Source organism: Paenibacillus apii, from assembly GCF_011043685.1.
Lineage (GTDB): Bacteria > Bacillota > Bacilli > Paenibacillales > Paenibacillaceae > Paenibacillus_AQ > Paenibacillus_AQ sabinae.
The window spans coordinates 871,878-893,274 of the sequence record NZ_JAAKGU010000001.1; the positions used below are offsets into that span (position 1 = coordinate 871,878).

General features: G+C 49.8%; 17 protein-coding genes. 3 read left to right on the forward strand and 14 right to left on the reverse strand.

What is annotated here, in order from left to right; translation table 11 throughout:
* Positions 1-89: 89 nt before the first annotated feature.
* Positions 90-515, reverse strand: coding sequence for a transcriptional regulator MntR (mntR, locus tag G5B47_RS04420; RefSeq protein ID WP_165094740.1), 426 nt, complete (start codon positions 513-515; stop codon positions 90-92).
* Positions 516-712: 197 nt separating this feature from the next.
* On the opposite strand from mntR, the gene splB reads away from it, so the two are divergent.
* Positions 713-1,789, forward strand: a complete 1,077-nt coding sequence (splB, locus tag G5B47_RS04425; RefSeq protein WP_165094743.1) for a spore photoproduct lyase — start codon at positions 713-715, stop codon at positions 1,787-1,789.
* Between the two features lie 18 nt (positions 1,790-1,807).
* On the opposite strand, the gene G5B47_RS04430 is transcribed toward splB, so the two are convergent.
* From G5B47_RS04430 to G5B47_RS04465, 8 genes are all read right to left on the reverse strand, one after another.
* A complete protein-coding gene (locus tag G5B47_RS04430) occupies positions 1,808-2,521 on the reverse strand; it encodes a cytochrome c biogenesis CcdA family protein (RefSeq protein ID WP_165094745.1) in 714 nt (237 codons plus the stop codon).
* An 84-nt stretch (positions 2,522-2,605) separates the two neighbouring features.
* A complete protein-coding gene (locus G5B47_RS04435) occupies positions 2,606-3,409 on the reverse strand; it encodes a metal ABC transporter permease (protein ID WP_025335750.1) in 804 nt (267 codons plus the stop codon).
* A gap of 489 nt (positions 3,410-3,898) precedes the next feature.
* On the reverse strand, positions 3,899-4,648 hold the full coding sequence (locus G5B47_RS04440; RefSeq protein ID WP_165094748.1) for a metal ABC transporter ATP-binding protein: 750 nt from the start codon (positions 4,646-4,648) through the stop codon (positions 3,899-3,901).
* Positions 4,649-4,680: 32 nt separating this feature from the next.
* A complete protein-coding gene (locus G5B47_RS04445; RefSeq protein ID WP_165094751.1) occupies positions 4,681-5,643 on the reverse strand; it encodes a metal ABC transporter solute-binding protein, Zn/Mn family in 963 nt (320 codons plus the stop codon).
* A gap of 211 nt (positions 5,644-5,854) precedes the next feature.
* Entirely contained in the window at positions 5,855-7,885 is a 2,031-nt protein-coding gene (gene metG, locus G5B47_RS04450) for a methionine--tRNA ligase (RefSeq protein ID WP_165094753.1), read from the reverse strand.
* A 456-nt stretch (positions 7,886-8,341) separates the two neighbouring features.
* Positions 8,342-8,605 carry a membrane protein insertion efficiency factor YidD gene (gene yidD, locus G5B47_RS04455; protein WP_025335754.1) on the reverse strand — a complete coding sequence of 88 codons (264 nt, stop codon included), beginning with the start codon at positions 8,603-8,605 and terminating at the stop codon, positions 8,342-8,344.
* A gap of 2 nt (positions 8,606-8,607) precedes the next feature.
* Positions 8,608-9,063 carry a Fur family transcriptional regulator gene (locus G5B47_RS04460; RefSeq protein WP_165094756.1) on the reverse strand — a complete coding sequence of 152 codons (456 nt, stop codon included), beginning with the start codon at positions 9,061-9,063 and terminating at the stop codon, positions 8,608-8,610.
* A 286-nt stretch (positions 9,064-9,349) separates the two neighbouring features.
* Positions 9,350-11,575 (reverse strand): copper amine oxidase N-terminal domain-containing protein, encoded by a 2,226-nt coding sequence (locus G5B47_RS04465; RefSeq protein WP_165094759.1) that lies wholly within the window; start codon positions 11,573-11,575, stop codon positions 9,350-9,352.
* 304 nt (positions 11,576-11,879) lie between these two features.
* Between G5B47_RS04465 and tlp the strand changes: the two genes are divergently transcribed.
* Complete coding sequence (gene tlp / locus G5B47_RS04470; protein ID WP_165094762.1) at positions 11,880-12,110, forward strand: small acid-soluble spore protein Tlp; 231 nt, start codon at positions 11,880-11,882, stop codon at positions 12,108-12,110.
* Between the two features lie 171 nt (positions 12,111-12,281).
* Here tlp and pflA read toward each other — a convergent pair whose 3' ends face one another.
* The 3 genes from pflA to adhE form a co-directional block, all read right to left on the reverse strand.
* Entirely contained in the window at positions 12,282-13,019 is a 738-nt protein-coding gene (pflA, locus tag G5B47_RS04475) for a pyruvate formate-lyase-activating protein (protein ID WP_165094764.1), read from the reverse strand.
* Between the two features lie 150 nt (positions 13,020-13,169).
* Entirely contained in the window at positions 13,170-15,431 is a 2,262-nt protein-coding gene (gene pflB, locus G5B47_RS04480; RefSeq protein ID WP_165094767.1) for a formate C-acetyltransferase, read from the reverse strand.
* Positions 15,432-15,723: 292 nt separating this feature from the next.
* Entirely contained in the window at positions 15,724-18,345 is a 2,622-nt protein-coding gene (adhE, locus tag G5B47_RS04485; RefSeq protein WP_165094770.1) for a bifunctional acetaldehyde-CoA/alcohol dehydrogenase, read from the reverse strand.
* Between the two features lie 928 nt (positions 18,346-19,273).
* Between adhE and G5B47_RS04490 the strand changes: the two genes are divergently transcribed.
* Positions 19,274-19,990, forward strand: coding sequence for a Crp/Fnr family transcriptional regulator (locus G5B47_RS04490; protein ID WP_025335762.1), 717 nt, complete (start codon positions 19,274-19,276; stop codon positions 19,988-19,990).
* Between the two features lie 240 nt (positions 19,991-20,230).
* Here the strand turns inward: G5B47_RS04490 and G5B47_RS04495 are convergent, their stop codons facing one another.
* Positions 20,231-21,022 carry a formate/nitrite transporter family protein gene (locus G5B47_RS04495; RefSeq protein ID WP_165094773.1) on the reverse strand — a complete coding sequence of 264 codons (792 nt, stop codon included), beginning with the start codon at positions 21,020-21,022 and terminating at the stop codon, positions 20,231-20,233.
* A 35-nt stretch (positions 21,023-21,057) separates the two neighbouring features.
* Positions 21,058-21,378 (reverse strand): nitrite reductase small subunit NirD, encoded by a 321-nt coding sequence (gene nirD, locus G5B47_RS04500; RefSeq protein WP_165094775.1) that lies wholly within the window; start codon positions 21,376-21,378, stop codon positions 21,058-21,060.
* Positions 21,379-21,397: the final 19 nt, after the last annotated feature.

The following is a 21,397-nucleotide window of genomic DNA, read 5'->3' on the forward strand; positions in this document are numbered from 1 at the left end:
CCGGGACAATCACCGTTTCCGGTCTTTTAAAGTATAGGTACCAGAGAAAACGGAACCCGTTCCATTAGAACGGCTGCCGTTTCTTCCAGCTAAGAATCGCCGTAAAGCTCCTGGTGAATCTCATTCAGTGCCTGTATTCGGCTAGGATCGCGGCGGAAAAATTCAACCAGCGACTCGATGCAGGTAATGGAATCCCAGCTCAGGTGATGCTCGATCCCCTCGACGTCCCTGTAAATATTCTGCTCCTGTACGCCGATCATCGCGAGAAACTCTTCCAGCAGTTTGTGCCGGTCGACCAGGCGTTTGCCTACTTTTTTTCCTTTGGTGGTCAGGACGAGTCCGCGATACTTCTCATAGATGAGATATTCGTCCTTATCCAGTTTTTGGATCATTTTGGTGACGGAAGAAGGATGCACCTCCAGCCCTTCGGCAATATCCGAAACCCGCGCATATCCCTTTTCATCAATCAGCTTGTATATGCGCTCCAAATAATCCTCCATGCTGGGTGTTGGCATGCAATTACCTCTTTTCTATATTTCCATGGCGCCAAAGGCCAAACCTTGCTCTACCAATGATACATGTTTCTCCCCGAGCTTGGCAAGTCGCAAGCGCATAGGAAGCTTCCGTACACGCTGCATATGATTGCCAGGGTTCCCGGAACCGTCAATTCGTCAAAATAAGCGTATCCCTTTTTGTGAAGGAGTGTGAAGTGATGACAGTGCTGACGCCCGAACGTCTGGTTCCCGGAAAGCCAGGAAAACCGACGGGGCTGTTTATTCCGGAACTGGTGTATTTTGAGCCGGCCGCGCTCTCATACCCGAAGGGCGAGCGGATTATGAAGTGCGTTCGCGAACGCGATATTCCTTATCGTATGACGACTTCCCATAACCGGATTACCAATTTGCCCGGAGAAGGTGAACTGGAGCAGTACAAAATCGCCAAACGGACCCTTGTTGTCGGCGTCCGCAAGACCCTGGAGTTCGACCAATCGAAGCCGTCTGCGGAATATGCCATCCCTATCGCCACCGGTTGCATGGGCCACTGCCATTATTGTTATTTGCAAACAACGCTTGGAGCCAAGCCCTATATTCGCGTCTACGTCAACACCGGCGACATTATTGCCGCAGCCAAACGGTATATCGAAGCACGAGCGCCCGAAATTACAACCTTTGAGGCGGCCTGCACCTCGGACCCGCTTGGGATTGAGCATATCACCGGTTCCCTTGCAGAGCTTATTCAGTTCATGGCCGAAGAGCCTCTCGGCAGGCTGAGGTTTGTGACAAAATATCAGCATGTCGAACCGCTGCTAGGGCTTGCACATAACAATCATACCCGCATCCGGTTCAGCGTTAACGCCGATTATGTGATCCGCAATTTCGAACCGAACACGTCGCGGTTTGAAGAACGGATCGAGGCTGCCGCGCAGGTGGCCCGGGCAGGTTATCCGCTGGGATTCATCATAGCGCCGATCATCTGGTATGACGGCTGGCAAGAAGGTTATGCCGAGCTGCTGGCCAAGCTTGCGCAGGCCCTTCCCCCCGAGGCAGATAAAGACCTGACCTTCGAAATGATTCAGCACCGTTTTACCAAGACGGCCAAAGCCATTATAGAGAAGCGCTACCCGAAGACCAAGCTTGAGATGGACATCGAGAAACGCAAAAAGAAATGGGGCCGATGGGGGCAAAATAAATTCGTCTATCAGGACGAGCAGCAAAACGCCCTGCGGGAATTTATCACAGAGCGCATTTTTGAGTATTTTCCGGCAGGCCGGATCGATTATTTTACCTGACTATTTATCCGGTTGTTCCTAAAATTTAAGCCAGCCCGGGGTAATGCTTTGAAGCCAGATCGTAATCCGGAACATCTGATCCGTGAACAGCAGGATGCCCATAAACACCATCAGTGCCCCGCCTATCTTCATCAAAGGACCTGAATATTTCAGCAGCCGCCGAGCACCCCCGACAAAGAATGCCAGCAGGAAAAAAGGAAGCGCGAATCCGATACTGTAGGCTGTTATCAGCTTCAACCACGCTCCCGGTTCGCTCGCCGATAGAGCGATAATTGCCGTCAGGATCGGACCGATGCAGGGAGACCAGCCTGCCGAGAAGCCGATGCCAAAGATGAAGGAACCAAGATACCCTGCGGGTCTGCGGCTCAGTTCCATCTTGCGCTCGCGCATCAGGAAACGGGGCTGAAAGATGCCGAGCAGGAACAGTCCCATCGCAATGATCAGGATGGCGGACAGCTGCCGGATCAGCTCGCGCTGCCCGATGAAGAACTGCCCGAATACTCCGGCTCCGAAGCCAAGCGTATAGAACACTGCTGAGAATCCGAGAACAAAAGCCAGCGTATGGCTGAGTGTCCGATAACGGGCTTCCCTCCGCTGTTCACCCGATCTCAGCTGCTGTACCGACAGCCCGGTTATGTATGATAAATAAGAAGGATACAGTGGCAGGCAGCAAGGGGAAATGAATGAAGCCAGACCTGCAGCCAAAGCGATTCCCGCGTTAATGTCGGACATAGCGGCATCTCTCCTTCTGTCACTTTACCGGCAGCCTTTAGGCTTCCGGTTTTTGCTGTAGAGCCCTCTTCTTGCGGCTTATAACTATACTCTGATTCCTTTCTTGGCAATCAGCGTCAGCACGAGCAAAGCAATCAGCAGCAGCACAATGGTCGCTCCCGGTGCCAGATTCCAGATTCCCGCGATGACCAGCCCAATGACTACGGCGATTTCCGCAATGACAACGGACAATATGACCGATATCCTGAAGCTGCGGGCCCATAGAAGGCTGATGGCCACCGGAATTGTCAGAAGCGCAGACACCAGCAGCGAGCCGACGATCTTAATGGCTGTACTAATGACAAGCGCCGTCAGAATCGTAATCAGCATATTAAGCATCTTCACGGGCAGTCCGCTGACGTTGGCCGCGTCTTCCTCGAAACTGAGCAGAAAGAACTCTTTAAAGAACACCGTCACAACGGTGATCACTGCAACGGTAACGATACCGACGACCAGAAGATCCGCGTTGTCGAGTGTATAAATACTGCCGAACAGGTAGCTGATCACATCGGCGTTGTACCCTTTTCCCAAAGTGAAAAATAAAGAAGCCAGCGCGACACCGCCCGACATGATCACGGCGATCGACAGCTCCGCATAGCTCTTGTAGGCTTTACGCAGTTTCTCGATCGCAAAAGATGCCGCGACGGCAAAAATCAATCCCGCCCCCAGCGGATAAAAGCCGGCCAAAAATCCGAGCGCTACCCCGGCGATCGTTACATGGGCGAGCGTGTCCCCAATCATCGACAGCCGTCTAAGCACAAGAAAAACGCCCATTAGCGGCGCCGTAATGCCAATCAGCAGTCCGCCCGCAAGCGCCCGCTGAAAAAAATCGCTTAGTAGTATATCCAATGTGAAGTTTCCCCTCCCAAACCCTCCCCACCGGGGAGGGCCCCAAGGGCAGCCGCCCTCTGGACACCCGCAAATGGCGAAGGTGTGAAGGAGGGCTCTCCCTGGGACTGTTTGACTCATGATCGCTTACGTCCCAAAAGGCGGGACACGCTTAACTTACTGGTGTACTTAGAATTAAAAGACTAAAAGATAAAAGGCTTAAGATCAAAGGCATGATCGGCTGATGTTGTACAATGGCCGATCTTGAATGAAAATCTAACATCAAAGGCATGATCGGCTAATGTTGTACAATGGCCGATCTTGAACAAAAGACCAAGTGCAAAAGACCAAGTGCAAAAGACCAAGTGCAAAAGCCTAAGGACAAAAGCATGATCGGCTGATGTTGTACAATGGCCGATCTTGAATCAAAAGACCAAGTGCAAAAGACTAAGTGCAAAAACCTAAGATCAAGGGCTTGATCAGCTCATGTTGTACAATGGCCGATCTTAGTTATGTGAGCGTATGCTGCAGGTCTTCGGCGATGCAGTTTTGAAGCTCGTGCGAATGGTGGGAATAAAAGTTAATTTTTCCGTTTCGCTGAACCGGGTCTTTACCAAGATAGTTCTGGATCATATCGATGTCATGCGATACCATCAGGAATGTCATATGATGATGGGCATGCATATGTGTAATCAGCTCGAAGAACGCCGCCTGTGTCTCCGTATCGATGCCGACCGTAGGTTCGTCCAGTATGAGCAGGTCCGGATGGTTAATCAGCGCCCGCGCCAGAAATACGCGCTGCTGCTGGCCGCCGGATAACATGCCGACTCTCTTGTCCTGAATGCCCTGAATGCGCATTACCTCAAGCGCGTCATCACACTTGCACTGCTGGGCGCGGGAAATGCGGCGGCAGACATTTTTATTGTTATAAAGACCGGACATGACCACTTCCCGTACCGTGGCCGGAAACAGCGGGTTGAACGCATTTTTTTGCGGCACGTACCCGATTCGCTCCCAATCTTTAAACTTCCTCACCGGTTCTCCGAACAGACGGATTTCTCCTTTGGTCGCCGGAAGCAGACCGACGATCATTTTAAGCAGCGTCGTTTTGCCCGCTCCGTTCGAGCCGATAATACCGACAAAATCGCGTTCTCTCACGGTAAAATTCAAATCGGAAATGACCTTCTGTTCCCCGTAGGAGAACGAGAGGTTTTGTATATTGATCATATGCTGGTGGCAGTCCAGGGATACCGGTTGCATGACAATCCACCCTTTCACGTAAGCTTTCTATCTTATTTTAAAGCCAGAATCAGATTTTGCAAATTTTTCTCCATTAAAGTGAAGTAATTGTCATTGTTTTTTTCCTGCTGTTCTGTGAGTCCCTCCACCGGATTTAGCACCAGTGTCGACACCCCTGCCTCGGAGGCCAGCGTTTTGGCTAATTTATCCGAAACCAGCTCCTCGAAAAAAATATATCGGATACCGTCTTGTTTCACCAATTCCGCCAGCTTCACCAAATCCTGTCCGCGCGGCTCGGCGTCCGGGGATAACCCCATGATCGCGTGCTGTGTAAGTCCGTAGTCGCGGCACAGATAAGCAAAAGCCTGATGAGAAACAACGATCTCTTTATTCGGAACCTTGGCCAGCTCGCTTTCGAACTTCGCATCCAGCGCCTTCAGACGCTCCGCTAATTTGCCGAAACGCTCTTCATAGCCTACCTTACGCGCAGGATCAACCTGCACCAGACTGTTTTTAATATTTTCAGCCATAATTAGAGCGGATTTCGGACTGACCCACGTATGGGGATCGGTATGAAGGGAGTCGCTGGAAGCTTCTTCGCCGCTCTCTCCGCCATGATCGTGATCGTCTTCTTCATTTGTCATAATATAATCGATGCCTTTGCTAACTTCGACCGCCTGCACCTTGCTGTCGCTTTCGAGGCCCTTCAGAAAATTCGGGACCCAGCCTTCCAGCCCCGCACCGTTATAGAGAAAAAGCTGCGCTTTCGAAGTGTTCACAATATCTTGACTGCGCGGCGTCCAATCATGAGGCTCCACGCCCACCGGCAGCAAATTGATAGCATTAACATCTTCTCCGCCGATTTCCTTCGCAAACTCATAGATCGGATAAAATGTGGTGACCACATTCACCTTGCCCTCCACAATCGTCCCGCTGCTCTTAGGGCCGCACCCGGACAGCAGAACCGCAATCAGTATAAGCGGAAGAATAAATCCTTTAATTCCTTTTCCTGGCATGTTGTAGTGTTCTCCTCCTGATCGTAATCTTTACTATTAGCATTATAGTCGTAATCATTACGATAAGTCAATCGCCTACTATTCATTTTAGCGGGAATCTCGAAATCTATACCTCTGCTCACCTCAATTCATAGAAAAAAGCAGCCCGGTTCAATGACCCAGCCGCTTTCTCCTTTAAAACTTTTTAATCATCCGCCCTGCTTCTTCTAATCTACTTGACAATGGCGCCGTTCGGCATCGAATCGGGCACCGTCGCAATTGTAAGCTGATCGCCTTTGGAAGCCGCCAGAATCATCCCCTGCGACAGCTCGCCGCGCAGCTTCACCGGCTTCAGGTTCACAATACAGATCACCTTGCGTCCAACGAGCTCCTCCGGTGTATAGAACTTGGCGATGCCGGAGACAACCTGGCGCTGCTCGTAGCCGAGATCAAGCTGGAGCTTCAGCAGCTTGTCGGCCTTTTTGACCGGCTCGGCGGCAATGACCTGCGCAACACGCAGCTCGGATTTGGCGAAATCCTCGATGCCGATTTCCGCTTTGTGCTCTTCTTCCGGCTCGGCAGCAGCAGTTGGTTGCGCGCCGGCGGCCCCAGCGGTAGCTTCCGCTCCGGCTTCAGCCGCTTTCTTGCCTCCACCCATTGCCGATGAGATGTAGGCAACCTCCTGCTCCACGTCTAGACGCGGGAAGATCGGCGCTCCCTTCACAAGCTTAGTGCCGGCCGGGATTAGGCCGAATGTTTTGCCGCTGTCCCATGTGGTCAGTTCGCCCGGGGTGATACCGAGCTGCTCCCAGATTTTGGCCGGAGCCTGGGTCAGGAACGGCTGAAGCAGAATCGAAGCCGTCCGCAGCCCTTCCGCCAAATGTCTCATCACGGAAGCCAGTTCCGGCGTTTTGCTCTCATCCTTGGCCAGCACCCACGGCTGGGTCTCATCAATATATTTGTTCGTCCGGCTGACGAACGCTCCAATCGCGGCCAACGCGACGGAGAACTCCATGGTTTCCATCGCTTCTTCCACTTTCGCGTAGGTTTGAGCCGCTGCGGCTTCCAGTTCCCCGTCAAATGCGGTGACTTTGCCTTCATAGGCCGGAAGCTCGCCGCCGAAATATTTGTCAATCATCGCGACAGTGCGGTTCAGCAGATTGCCGAGATCGTTAGCCAGGTCGTAGTTGATCCGGTCCACGAAGCTTTCGGGCGTGAACGTGCCATCGGAGCCAAACGGAACCTCGCGCAGCAGATAGTAACGAAGAGCGTCAAGACCGTAGCGGTCGATCAGCGTAACCGGGTCTACTACATTACCCTTCGATTTGGACATTTTGCCTTCCTTCATCAGCAGCCAGCCGTGCGCGAATACCTTCTTCGGCAGCGGCTCGCCGAGCGCCATCAGAATAATCGGCCAGTAGATCGTATGGAAACGGACAATCTCCTTGCTCATGAGATGAACATCTGCCGGCCAGAATTTGTCATATAGACTGCGGTCCTCGGAGCCGTAGCCAAGAGCTGTAATATAGTTGGTCAGCGCATCGATCCAGACATAGACGACATGCTTCTCATCACCCTTGACCTTCACGCCCCAATCAAACGTCGTCCGGGATACCGCCAGATCTTCCAGGCCGGGCTTGATGAAGTTGTTGATCATTTCATTTTTACGGGATTCCGGCTGGATAAAATCCGGATTCTCCTCGTAATACTTCAGCAGCCGGTCCGCGTACTTGCTCATTTTAAAGAAATAGCTTTCTTCTTTCACCAGTTCCACAGAATGACCGCTGTCCGGGCTTTTGCCGCCGATAATCTTGCCGTCCGCGTCGCGGACAATATCTACAAGCTGCGTCTCCGTATAAAAGGTTTCATCTGAAATGCTGTACCAGCCTTCGTACTCTCCTTTATAAATATCTCCCTGCTGCAGCAGCCGGTCAAAAATATCCTGAACGACCTTGGTATGCCGCTCTTCCGTCGTGCGAATGAAATCGTCATTGGAAATGTCGAGCTTGCGCCATAAATCCTTGATTCCGGACACGATGTCGTCCACAAACTTCTGCGGCGTTTTACCCGCTTCCTCAGCCTTGCGCTCGATCTTCTGGCCGTGCTCATCCGTTCCCGTCAAATAGCGGACCTCATAGCCCCGAAGCCGTTTGTAGCGGGCCATAGCATCACCGGCAACCGTCGAATAGGCGTGTCCGATATGCAGCTTGTCACTCGGGTAATAGATTGGCGTTGTTAAATAAAACGTGTTCTTCTGGCTCATTTCCGTCATCCTTTCTTTTGTTGCAGCTGTTAGCCGCACTGCCGGTGCATCCGGCCGGTTCGTACTCAAGACACTCTATCGTCTATATCAAGCACTTCTGGAGCGCTGCACCTGCTGTACAATCTTTTTAGCCCGCAAAAAAAACTCTCGCCCCCATATGGGGCGAGAGTTATCTCACGCGTTACCACCCAAATTCTCCGCCTCCTCACAGAGCGCGGACTCTTCCAGTTCCCACAGCGGGAACTGCCCATTAACGCTGGATCACGCCGCAGGCTTACGCAGAGGCTTATGCGGCCTCAGATCGCTCGCGAGCGGTTCCTCCCGGACCATCTTCCACCTGACGTTCCAGACCGGCTTGCACCTGCCCCGGCTCTCTGTACTGGCGTCCCGATGTACTCATCCATTCGTCGGAAATACATTATTATTGAAAAATATAACCAATATAGCTTACCAATGTCAAGTAGAGCGTTCCGCCTTCTTCCCGGTAATCTTGCTCTTCGCCGGTGGCACCGGATCAAGCCCGCCCGGATGAAAGGGGTGACAGCGGGCAATCCGTTTGGCGGCAAGCCAAGAGCCCTTGAGAGGTCCGTGCACTTCCACCGCTTCGAGCGCATACGCCGAACAGGTCGGATAGAACCGGCAGGTAGCCGGCTTCAGAGGGGAGATGAAATTACGGTATAGTCTGATCGGAGCCTGTGCCGCTTTTCGTCCGATTCCCATACTTATTTCGCCTCTTCTCCGCGAGCCGCTTTGTCCTCTGCCCCCGCCTCCTCACATTCCCTACAGTACCCGAATACTTCGAATTTATGCTTCACCACGCGAAATTGATCGGGCGTATCCGTCATATTCATCGGGCAAAAAGAGATGGGGTACGTCTTCTGGCACTGGAGACAAATCATATGGTGGTGGTGATGGTCCTGGCTGCAGCTCGCCTTGAATTTGATTCCATCCTCAAAAACGATCTGCTCCAGCACCCCCAGCTCTTCCATAACACGCAGGTTGCGGTAGACCGTATCGAAGCTTAGTCCGCTGTACTTGCGTTCCATATGTTTATATACATCCTTGGCGGACAAATAACCCGTATTCTCGCCGAACAATTTGGCAAGCGTCTTGCGCTGATCGGTGATTCGCAGTCCCTGCTCCGACATGGCCACCAATATCTCTTCTGTCGACAGCATAAGCTCATCTCCCATAATATAGAGGATCAAGGTTTAACCCATCTATTAATAATGCCCCAAAAAAATAATGCCGTCAATGAAGGCCGCCATACCCCCAAATATTATTTCCCGGGAAAAAGAAACGGCTTCACCGTCCTTATAGGGACGGCACTTTTTTTCGTAGAAATATAAGATAAAATGGTAAGCGCTCCGCTAACAAATTCTTATATTTAAATAAAAATCCCGGCAGCAAGCCTTAACAAGCACTTGTGCCGGGAAAAAATGTATACAAATGATAACGAATCCGTTATTCCGTCTTCTGAGGCGGAAGCGGCATGAACAGCAGATTAATCGGCAGATTGCTTCCCGAAGCCGGGGTAAACACGATTTCTACCGTCTGCTCCAGGTTGCTGGTCCGGTACAGGACGCTGTTCTGATTCGGGGCATCTACCGCGCCCGCATTGGGGGCTTCAATGATATTGCCGTTGACCAGCAGCGGTCCCTGGTACTTTCCGCCGCGCGGATTGAGCGTAATCAGTGTGTTCGGGGCGACACGGGTAAGCGTTATTTTGTAGACAACGCCGAAGTTGCCAGAGTTGGATGCTTCCGTGCCCGATAGCGCGTCCATGCCCTTAAGGTTCAGGTCAGTGTTGTTATCTCCCAGAACCAGTCTTGAAGGCGCCTGGCCCACCGGATCGGTGACCGTAATGATTCGGTTCGCATCCGGGTACGTTCCGCGGTTATGTACACCGTCGCGATCCAGGTAGTTTAGGGTCGGCAGAGTTTGCAGCGGATCCTTGGTGGCGTCGATCATGATGATGGAGTATTTGACCGGGTAATCGCTGAATACATCAGACATCAGTGAAATGACTTGCCCAGGCTTCATCGTCACATTGTTGATTGCAGTCAGAACCGGTTTGCTCTCGCCGGGCTGCAGCGTGACATTGTCGTAAACACCGCCCATAGACATGGATTGCAGGTAGGTTTCGATCGACTTTTTGCCGGTGGCTGTCGGAATATCCAGCGGCCCGCCAAACCCGGACTGCTGAGTCGTAATCGTTGCCGGGTAAATATTATCGTTCGTTGCGATTACATACATCTTCATGTTGGTGGACATCTGGTTCTTATGATGAACCATAATCCGGCTGCTGCCCATCGCCGTCTCTTGATAAACAATGCCTTCCGAATTCACTGTTTCGGGACTATTGCTGCGGATCAGCGTAATCGGGTCCGAACTGACGGTATATGTGACCTTGTTCCATGTCGGAACTACACTTCCGTTGATTGTATAAATATCACCCAGCGGCACAAAAAGCTTGTTAAAGTCTTCCTGACTGTACAGCACTTCGTTCGTAATGTTGATTACCTTCTCAAAAGTGCTGCTGTGGCCGTGGGTATCGGTGACCGTCAGCTGAATGGGAACAGGGCCCGGGTTAAAAAAGGCCAGCGCGCGATTGGACCACGATTCGGTCAGCGCATCCCCGTCCGGATCGGAACTGATATTCGTAATAGTAATCGGCTCACCCATTTTGTATTCATCTTTATTCGTTGTAAACTGCGCTACCGGAGGCTGATTCGGCTTCAGAACATTGATGGTTACCGGATAGGGGTCGCTCCATTGACCATTCGAATCCCTAACTGAGTAACTGACTGTATAATAGCCGGGCTGCGCAAAAACGTCCTGACGTCCTTCCCAACGTTCCTCAACGATGGTCGCTCCATTAAACGCCTGGCTGCTGGTCACGTAATTGACCGTCGTTTCTCCAGCAAAAATCTCGGAAGGCTGCACGGTAAAGGATGCCTTTGGCTTTGTCTGCAGAGTCAGGATGACCCGTTTCTGCACATAATCCACTGTATAGGGAATGCCAAGCGCCTGAGTAATCGAGGTCAGCGGCACCATAAAAGTATTCTTATACTGGTAGGCCGGACCTTTCATCAGGGTGGCTTTACCGTTCACTGTATAAATCTTGCTGTTTGTCTTGAAACGAAGCTCGTTGCCGTCTTTGATGATAATCGTTTCTTTCGTTGCTCCGTTGTAGGTCAATTTCAGGCCCACACGCTCGACCATTGCCCGAATGGCCACGTTAGAGACACCATTCTTTACTGCCATCGGCTGTCCCGCCAAATACAGGACTCCGTTCATATACATCTTGTTGCTGTTCATCATCAGAACAAGCTGGCCGCTCCCTGCTGTGCTGGCCGGAATCTGTACGGCTGGAGCTCCGGTCGGCAGTGGCGCCCCTGAAGGCTGCGGCGAAGCTGATGGTAGCGCAGAGGCTGACGGTTCCGGAGTCGCGCCGGGCTGCTCCGTCGTTGGCGAAGCCTCTGGCGACACGGTCGGGGCTGGGGACTCGGTTCCCGTTAATGATGCAGCAGTAGCTGACGGCGATGGAGAGGATGCAGCATCGGCAGCTGCGGTTTTGGCTGCTGTCGATGCCGGTGCCGATGCAGCGGACTCAGCGAACGCCGGTAATGACGAAGCCGTCTGTGCCACCGTTAGTACAGCAATTAAAGCCAGTTTTCTAACATTCATTGGTATGACTCCTTCTGCTCCCTTATTAGTAAACAAAAAATCTATGACCGTATGGGCTCAGCCGCTCTCTATCTTTCCGACAAAAACACAGCCGCCCTTAGGCGGCCCGCGCTCTTATCATGGCTTCCCCAAAACAAAACATACTATTAGACGCAAGTCCCAGCAAAAAGTTTCAGTAAAATGGAGAAAATTTGTAAAAGACGGAAATCAATATGCGCATATCCATCAAACTTGGAGGGAAATACTAACGGCAAAGAGCGTCAACAAGTCGGCGCTTTTCATTATTTACGGGAGGTGATAAAAAATGAACAGACCCAAACCGGATAACCGGGAAGACAATGTAGCCCATTTGCAAAACAATATTGAAAACACCATCCGGAACTATCGGGAGACGGAGGATTATTTAAACGAACACCGCGACGAGATTTCCTCCGTCGAGAAAAATCAGCTTCAAGACAAGAATGAACGGCGTCTGAACAGCATAGAGGGATTCAGAGAAGAGGTAAAGGACGAAGCAAGAAATCAAAACAAATAACAGCTCTCTTTCGCCTGAATCCAATTAAAAAGGCTGTTTCCCAACATCCGGTCGTCTTCGGAAAGGGAACAGCCTTATTATGCGATGCCGCGATCTCCGATGAGTGACTCTCATCGTTATTCAAAATCGGAACCCCATTAATGAAGCTCTGATCGGTATTCGAGTTCGTAGTTACACCGGGGTCGTCTGCTTGCGGCCTTCTTCAATCAGCTGGTAAGCCCGCCGGATTTCTTCATCCCCGGGAGTAGGAACCCCTTCCAGCTCATAAGCCTTGCCGAGCATTTCCCATTTATACACGCCCATTTGATGATATGGCAAAATCTCGAATTTCTCCACCCCGTTCAGCGTTCCAATAAAACGGCCCAAATTAATGAGGTCTTCTTCTTTATTATGAATGCCGGGCACGTAGACATGACGAATCCACATTTTGCGTCCATGATCGGACAGCCAGCGGGCCAGCTTCAGGGTGCGGTCATTGGATTTGCCAGTCAGCTTGATATGAGCTTCGTCATCGATATGCTTGAGATCAAGAAGTACAAGATCCGTTACATTTAAGAGATCCGTAATTTTATCTCCCTCGTTATATCCATTGGAATCTAGAGTCGTATGGAGGTTCCAACGTTTCTTCACTTCGGTGAACAGTTGCTCCACGAACTTTGCCTGCAGCGTCGGCTCTCCACCGGATACGGTCAATCCACCACCGGAGGTACGGTAATAATTCAGGTAAGGTTCGATTTCCTTGAGAATCTCTTCGACAGTCACTTCTCTACCTTCATCTAAAGCCCATGTATCCGGGTTGTGACAGTATTGACACTTCATTAGACATCCTTGCATAAATAAAATGAAACGGATACCAGGCCCGTCTACGGTTCCGAAGGTTTCAAGAGAGTGGATACGGCCTTTAATCATAGAAGGTCATCCTTTCTTCACGACAGCTATAAACCAAAAACTTAAAATTTTAACAATCTCAACACAAGATTTTACCGCCCTTGATTCAAGGGCGGTATCACCTTGCCTTTTATAGCATTATTTAGAACTTAAATTCATCTTAGAGACAACTTACATCGAACCGTGGAAAGTACGGTTAATGACATCAAGTTGTTGTTCACGAGTCAGCTTGATGAAGTTAACGGCATAACCAGATACGCGAATGGTGAGTTGTGGGTAGTTCTCAGGATGTTCCATAGCGTCCATCAGTTGTTCGCGGTTAAATACGTTAACGTTCAGGTGATGGCCTTTGCTGTGGAAATATCCGTCCATCATGGATACCAGGTTCGATTTACGACCCTCTTCATCTTTACCCAGTGCCTTAGGAACGATCGAGAAGGTATTGGAAATACCGTCAAGGCTGTCTTCATAAGGCAGTTTAGCTACGGAACTCAGGGAAGCAAGAGCACCCTTCTTGTCGCGTCCGTGCATTGGGTTAGCACCAGGTGCGAATGGTTCGCCTTTTTTACGTCCGTCAGGAGTAGTACCTGTTTTCTTACCGTATACAACGTTCGAAGTAATCGTCAGAATCGATTGAGTCGGCAGGGAATCACGGTAAGTTTGATGTTTGCGAATCATGTTCATGAAGGATTCAACCAGTTCAACTGCGATGCTGTCAACAGCATCATCGTTGTTGCCGTAGCAAGGGAATTCACCTTCGATTTCGAAGTCAACTGCAATGCCTTGTTCGTTGCGGATCGGTTTAACTTTAGCGTATTTAATCGCGCTCAGGGAGTCGGCAGCAACCGACAGACCAGCGATACCGCAAGCCATCGTACGCAGAATGTCACGGTCATGCAGCGCCATTTCAATGCGTTCGTAGGAATATTTATCATGCATGTAGTGGATAACGTTAAGAGTATTGATGTAAGTCTTGGCAAGCCATTCCATCATCGGTTTGAAGCGGCTGATTACTTCGTTGTAATCGAGCACTTCGGAAGTAATACGCGGATATTCAGGTCCAACTTGAACGCCGGATTTCTCATCCACGCCACCGTTGATAGCGTACAGCAGAGCTTTAGCCAAGTTAGCGCGTGCGCCGAAGAACTGCATTTGTTTACCGATACGCATTGCGGATACGCAGCATGCAATACCGTAGTCATCGCCATAGATCGGACGCATCAGATCGTCATTTTCGTATTGGATCGAGCTGGTCTCGATGGATACTTTGGCGCAATATTTCTTAAATCCTTCAGGAAGCTTCTCGGACCACAGAACAGTCAGGTTAGGTTCCGGAGCCGGTCCCAGGTTGTACAGAGTGTGCAGGAAACGGAAGCTGTTCTTCGTAACGCGAGTTCTTCCGTCTACGGACATACCACCGATGGATTCTGTTACCCAAGTCGGGTCACCGGAGAACAGGTCGTTGTACTCAGGAGTACGAAGGAATTTCACGATACGCAGTTTCATAACGAAATGGTCAACAAGCTCTTGTGCTTGTTCTTCAGTCAGTGTACCCTCTTCAACGTCACGTTGAACGTAGATATCCAGGAAGGAAGATACCCGTCCGAGGGACATTGCGGCGCCGTTTTGTTCCTTGATTGCAGCCAGGTAACCGAAATATACCCATTGGAAAGCTTCTTTCGCAGTGTTTGCAGGTTTGGAAATATCAAATCCGTGCGCGGCAGCCATTTCTTTCAGTTCACTCAGAGCGCGGATTTGCTCCGACAGCTCTTCGCGGAGACGAATGACACTTTCGCTCATGGAATCTACTTCAAGGTTAAGTTGATCTTGTTTCTTTTCCTTGATCAGGAAGTCAATACCGTACAGAGCAACGCGGCGGTAATCACCAATGATACGGCCACGACCGTAAGCATCCGGAAGACCTGTGATGATACCTGCTTTACGCACAGCTCTCATGTCAGATGTATATGCATCAAATACGCCTTGGTTATGCGTTTTGCGAATATTCGTAAACATGTCCACAATGCTGCTCGGAAGCTCGAAGCCATAAGCTTTACAAGCGTCGATCATCATTTTGATGCCACCGAACGGTTGAATGGAACGTCTGAAAGGAGCATCGGTTTGAACACCAACGATTTGTTCCTTTTCTTTATCGATATAGCCCGGTTTGTGGGATACGATTGTGGAAACCGTGTTGAGGTCTACATCCCATACGCCGCCTTTATCTCTTTCTTCCTTGCTCAATTGGGAAATAATTTTCCACAATTCGTTAGTGTTGCTGGTTGGACCCACGAGGAAATCTTCGTTTCCTTCATAAGGTTTGATGTTCTTCTCAATGAAATCATTGACGTTGACATGCTTGCTCCATTTGCCACTAACAAATCCACGCCATCCCGACTTAACTTCTTGTACTTCTCTTTCAATCACCGACATACTAATCCCTCCATATATTTATATGATTTGTAGAGATCGCGGGCTTGAAGGATAATCCCGTGTCTCGTGATCCCAAGCCGTTATTTGTACCAAATTTCACAATGATGTTTCATAACTGGGACCTTATATAAACATCTTAGTTTACTTTCCAAAAGAAAACTGTGACAAATATCACCTTTAACCATCTTTTTGGTGATATTTGTCACTCCAGTTCATGTCCCAGATCTTACTGCTTTCAAAATAAAGTTTCTATATATATTTAAGGCGGGAAAGACATAATATTACTTAGAGATTAGTTGTCGAATTTGCCATAGAAAGCGTTGCGGTATACGTCGGCAAGTTCACTTACCAGCGGCAGCTTCGGATTGGCAGTTGTGCACTGGTCTTCGAAGGCTTTATCGGCCAGGTAGTCTACATTGGCTTCGAAATCCTTCGGATCAATGCCCAGTTGCTGGAAGGAATCTTCGATACCCAGTTTTTTGTTCAGCTCGCGAATGGCATTGATCAGGCTGTTGATACCTTCTTCGGTAGTGCGAGCCGGCAGTCCCAGAATACGGGCGATTTCAGCGTAGCGCTCGTCAGCCACAAAGTGCGAATATTTCGGGAACGAAGCGAACTTCGAAGGTTTCTTCGCATTGTAGCGGATAACGTGCGGCAGCAGGATAGCGTTGGTGCGACCATGAGGTGTGTGGTATTGACCGCCCCATTTGTGCGCCAAGCTGTGGTTGATGCCCAGGAACGCGTTGGCAAAGGCCATACCGGCCAGCGTCGATGCATTGTGCATTTTCTCGCGGGCAAGCTTGTCGGCTTCCAGAGCGGATTTCTCCAAGTATTGGAATACCAGCTGGATTGCTTTGATAGCCAAACCGTCGCTGTAATCGCTCGCCAAGATGGATACGTATGCTTCGATAGCATGCGTCAATACGTCCATACCTGTATCTGCAACAGCAGTTCTCGGCAGGCTGTATACGAATTCCGGATCGATAATAGCTACGTCAGGAGTAAGCTCATAATCAGCCAAAGGATATTTCGTATTTGGAGTAGTTGTTTTGTCGGTAATAACCGCGAAGGAGGTTACTTCCGAACCTGTACCCGAAGTTGTAGGGATTGCAACAAATTTCGCTTTGATGCCCAGTTTCGGGAATTTGTAGACCCGTTTGCGGATGTCCAGGAATTTTTGTTTCAGACCATCAAAGTCAGCATCCGGATGTTCGTAGAACAGCCACATTCCTTTTGCAGCATCCATGGAGGAACCGCCGCCAAGGGCGATGATGCAGTCCGGCTGGAATCTGTTCATCATGGCCGTACCTTTTTCAACCGTAGTTGTCGATGGATCCGGTTCAACTTCCGAGAACACTTCGATTGCTACAGGAGTTTGGCGTTGACGCAGGTAGTGCTCAACTCTTTCCACGTAGCCAAGCTTAACCATCATCGGGTCAGTAATGATTGCGACACGAGTGATGTCAGGCATTTTAGCCAGGTATTGCGTAGCGCCTTTTTCGAAGTAGATCTTTTCCGGTAATTTAAACCATTGCATATTCACGATACGACGATTCACCCTTTTCACGTTGATCAAGTTAATGGCAGTAACGTTTTGGGATACCGAGTTACGTCCGTACGATCCGCATCCCAGAGTCAGCGAAGGGATGTTCGTGTTATAGATGTCGCCGATTGCGCCATGAGTCGAAGGCGAATTGACGAGAATACGTCCGGTTTGCAGACGGTTCGAGAACTTCATGATTACTTCTTCGTTGTTGGAGTGGATGGCCGAGCTGTGGCCCATACCGCCAAACTCAACAACTTGCGCCGCACGTTCGATACCTTGATCGGCATTCTTAACTTTATAGCAAGCCAGAACCGGGCTCAGCTTTTCAGCGGACAGCGGGTATTTGGTACCTACGCCTTCCAGTTCGGCGATCAGGATTTTGGTGCCTGCAGGAACTTGAATTCCGCACATTTCGGCGATTTTCACTGCGGATTGACCGACGATTACCGGGTTAACCGCGCATTTTTCCACGTTCATTGCGCCGTTGGTCAGTTTAGCTGCTTCTTCTTTGTTAACAAAGTAACAGCCATTAGCGATCAATTTCTTCTTCACTTGGTCGAAAATCGGCTCTTCAATAATGATAGCTTGCTCGGATGCGCAGATCATGCCGTTGTCAAAAGTTTTGGAAAGAATGATGTCATTAACCGCTTGATCGATATTAGCGCTCTTCTCAATGAAGGCAGGCACGTTACCAGGGCCTACGCCCAGAGCCGGTTTACCGCAGCTGTATGCCGCTTTAACCATTGCGGATCCGCCTGTTGCCAGGATCAGAGCCACGCCGTCGTTGTTCATCAATGCGTTGGTTTTGTCCATGGTCGGTTGCTCGATCCATTGGATGCAGTTCTCAGGAGCGCCTGCTTTTACTGCTGCGTCATGCAAAATTTTTGCTGCTGCGGCACTACAAGCTTGCGCGGACGGATGGAAACCGAATATAATAGGATTACGCGTCTTAATGGAAATCAACGCTTTAAACATCGTGGTGGATGTTGGGTTGGTTACCGGAGTGATACCCATTACGACGCCGACCGGCTCAGCAATCTTTTGGTAGCTGTCGTAAACATTATCTTCAATTACGCCTACTGTTTTGTCATACTTGATTCCGTGCCAGATATATTCCGTTGCGAAAATGTTTTTCGTGATTTTGTCTTCATAAACACCACGGCCTGTTTCTTCAACAGCCAATTTTGCCAGGTACATGTGTTTGTCCAAACCGGCCAGCGCCATTGCATGAACGATTTTGTCAACTTGTTCCTGATCGAGAGCCATGAATGCTTCTTGAGCTTTCTTTGCTTTATCCACCAGAGTCTGAATATATTCTTCAGCGGTTGGTTGTTGCACTTGGGCGGCTACTTCATTCTTAACTGCCATTTCCCTCGTCCTCCTGTCAATTTGTGTGTTGTTCTTCTCTACACCTCGATAATATCACATCAAATGCGACTTGTATAGTGAAATCTTTCACAAAGTATAAAATTTTTTTGCGCTCTTTTCAAAGCGCTTACATTTTGGGCTATTTTCAGGGACGTCCTGCCTACTCCCCTTTCTTATATATGCTCAGGAAACCGTTGATTCTGGCCGATCAATAGAAGAATTCAATGCGATCAATTACCGATTACCCAAGAAACGCAGGTTCAAATATCTTTCCATGCTATTATTCCTAATTTTAACTAAAGGATGCGTTTCATTCCAATGGACAAAGGAACGGCAGCAATAGCACCAGCGATCCGGGACGCTCCCCCCGAAGAAATAATCGATGAATCGTTCATTTAGTAGAATGTCATAAACACTCTTCCCGATAAGCCCCATGATCCGGATTTCAGGTGCTTCTTATAGAACGGATCTTGTGAAAAAAAGCAGCAGCTCTATCCGCCTGTATCCATAAGGACGAGTTAACGCATTCACTGCCTTAAAATCCTGCTGCCCGGCCCACCACTAACTCCCGCAGTTTCCCGCTTCGCAAGATCGGCTTCGAAACTCCGCAATCAATCCTCTATAATAAACCCCTTCCCTACCAAGCCTATGAAAGTTGTTTCCAAATCGAGTTTCTTGCTTGCCTAAGGCTCAACCATCATTTATAGTAAAAAAAGCTGTTTCCCGTAATCAGAGACCACATCAAACAACATCAGTTGGAAATAAATATTAGAAATCACACTTAAAATCACGCTTTTGAAGTGAAAATAATCACAATGTTGAAAATTAGACACTTTTTGCGCAATTTTTTCACCCATATTGAGGAATTTCATTGTATAATTAATTTAAAATTTACTGAAAAACTGAGGGAATAAAGGGGATGTCGATTATGAAAGAACATACCAATGTCATCGAAGCCCATGGAAATACAAACTGTTTCTCCGAACAAAACTTCAACAGACTGCTGGTAACGATGAAAGAACGTTTGGTTCCTGAAGGCTCTCATTTATTCTGGGAAGGCGACTACTCGGATAAGCTGTTTTACATCAAACGCGGACGCGTCAAGCTGACCAAATCCACGGATGAAGGAAAAGAACTCATTCTTTATATGTATCAGGCAGGCGATATGGTCGGTCAAGCCGATCCGTTCTTCAGCACGAAGCACAGCTTCACCGCCGAAGTGATCGAGGAAAGCGAAGTCGGCGTGATCGAGCACAAGGATCTGGAAATTCTGATTTGCCAGCATTGCGATTTCGCGATTGATTTTATGAAGTGGATGGGTATCCATCACCGTCTGACGCAGACCAAATTCCGCGATCTGATGATGTACGGCAAGCCCGGCGCACTCTGCTCCACGCTGATCCGTCTGAGCAACACGTACGGCGAGAAGAACGGCGAAGCCATTCTGATCAACAAAAAGATTACGCACACCGACTTGTCCAACATGATCGGCGCAACTCGCGAGAGCGTTAACCGCATGCTTAGCGATCTGCGCAAAAAAGACGCCGTAGAATACGAGAACGGCATGATTGTAATTAAAGACATTGAAATGCTGCAGGAAATTTGCCACTGCGAGCTGTGTCCGAACGAGATTTGCCGAATCTAGCAATAACACTTCAACTCTTTACCCTCTTTACACCTCAGTGAAACATACATGTTCATTATTATTCGGTCTTATATTGTTCATGGCCGCAGGCGTCCGGTATCGGACGCTTTTTTTATGTCCGGATTACCCCTTGTCTATTGTTTCGAATATAAAAAAGACCGCCGCTCAAAGCCCGGACAAGGACGTTAAGCGGCAGCCTCTGCTGCGTACAGCGATTTGTGAGTAGAAAAAACGGACGGTTTACTTGGACTTAACTGCGCCTCTTACGGGCGAAATGACCCAATAAGCCATACCTACGAAGATCGCGCCGCCGATGATGTTGCCCAGCGTGACCGGAATCATATTATGCAGCCAACCGGCCAGGGTAACGGTCTCCGGATGGTTCGGCAGCAGCAGCGCCACGCTCATCAGCGTCATGTTGGCTACACTGTGCTCATAGCCGCTCGCGATAAAGGCAAGCAGACACCACCAGATCAGCACAAGCTTGGCGCCTTCGCTCTTCGCACGCGACGACATCCAGATCGCCAGACAGACGAGCCAGTTACAGAGAATGCCTCGGAAGAACAGCTCGGAGAATGGCAGGCTCATCTTTTTGGCCGCCGCTGCAAAGATCAGATGATCGGGTCCGGCAGCCTTGAACAGTCCCGCTCCCTGAACCAGCCAGGCGAGCAGCAGCGCGCCTGCCAGATTACCCAGGAAGACAACCACCCAGTTCTTGGCGGTATCCCACAGACTTGTCCGCCCCGCCAGGGTGCTGGCGGTAAAGAACATGTTATTTCCGGTAAACAGCTCCGAGCCCGCAAAGATTACCAGCGTCAGCGCGATGCCGAAGGTGGAGCCCATGACGAGGGGCTGGAAGGGCGACTTGGCCGCAGCCAGCGGCGCCCCCAATGTAAAGATCAGAATAATGCCGATTCCCACATAAGCCCCCGCCAACAGCGCGGCCAATGCGTACCTGGGCAGACTTTCGTTCATTTTGTCGCGTTTGGCTACCGCCGCCTCAACAATCGTTTCCACACTTTGCGTAAACATCTCCCTAACCCCCGTCGTCTATCTCGTTGTAAATCCTAAATCCCGATAAATATGGTGTCTCCGTCGATATGAACCGGATAGACCGCCGCCTGTCCCTTGTCAGGAGCCTGAACTTCACCGGTGCGAAGGTCGATTTTCCAGTCATACAGGGGGTCGTACAGATAGTGTCCCGAGACGATGCCTTCGGCCAGAGGGCCTCCCTTTGGATGCGGATTGCGGTTCTCCAGCGCATAGAACTCGTCACCGGAAGTGCGGAACACGGCCAGCTCTTTGCCTTCGATGACAACGACGCGGCCAATTTGTTTCAGATAGTCCTGTACCTTGCCTGCGGCATGGGTTTGTCTTGCTGCTTCCATCGCTCTCTCTCCTTTTGAC

Coding starts and splice junctions, on each gene's coding strand:
- mntR (WP_165094740.1), bottom strand. CDS start 515: ATGCCAACACCCAGCATGGAGGATTATTTGGAGCGCATATACAAGCTG.
- splB (WP_165094743.1), top strand. CDS start 713: ATGACAGTGCTGACGCCCGAACGTCTGGTTCCCGGAAAGCCAGGAAAA.
- G5B47_RS04430 (WP_165094745.1), bottom strand. CDS start 2,521: ATGTCCGACATTAACGCGGGAATCGCTTTGGCTGCAGGTCTGGCTTCA.
- G5B47_RS04440 (WP_165094748.1), bottom strand. CDS start 4,648: ATGCAACCGGTATCCCTGGACTGCCACCAGCATATGATCAATATACAA.
- G5B47_RS04445 (WP_165094751.1), bottom strand. CDS start 5,643: ATGCCAGGAAAAGGAATTAAAGGATTTATTCTTCCGCTTATACTGATT.
- metG (WP_165094753.1), bottom strand. CDS start 7,885: ATGAGCCAGAAGAACACGTTTTATTTAACAACGCCAATCTATTACCCG.
- yidD (WP_025335754.1), bottom strand. CDS start 8,605: ATGGGAATCGGACGAAAAGCGGCACAGGCTCCGATCAGACTATACCGT.
- G5B47_RS04460 (WP_165094756.1), bottom strand. CDS start 9,063: ATGCTGTCGACAGAAGAGATATTGGTGGCCATGTCGGAGCAGGGACTG.
- G5B47_RS04465 (WP_165094759.1), bottom strand. CDS start 11,575: ATGAATGTTAGAAAACTGGCTTTAATTGCTGTACTAACGGTGGCACAG.
- tlp (WP_165094762.1), top strand. CDS start 11,880: ATGAACAGACCCAAACCGGATAACCGGGAAGACAATGTAGCCCATTTG.
- pflA (WP_165094764.1), bottom strand. CDS start 13,019: ATGATTAAAGGCCGTATCCACTCTCTTGAAACCTTCGGAACCGTAGAC.
- pflB (WP_165094767.1), bottom strand. CDS start 15,431: ATGTCGGTGATTGAAAGAGAAGTACAAGAAGTTAAGTCGGGATGGCGT.
- adhE (WP_165094770.1), bottom strand. CDS start 18,345: ATGGCAGTTAAGAATGAAGTAGCCGCCCAAGTGCAACAACCAACCGCT.
- G5B47_RS04490 (WP_025335762.1), top strand. CDS start 19,274: ATGAAAGAACATACCAATGTCATCGAAGCCCATGGAAATACAAACTGT.
- G5B47_RS04495 (WP_165094773.1), bottom strand. CDS start 21,022: ATGTTTACGCAAAGTGTGGAAACGATTGTTGAGGCGGCGGTAGCCAAA.
- nirD (WP_165094775.1), bottom strand. CDS start 21,378: ATGGAAGCAGCAAGACAAACCCATGCCGCAGGCAAGGTACAGGACTAT.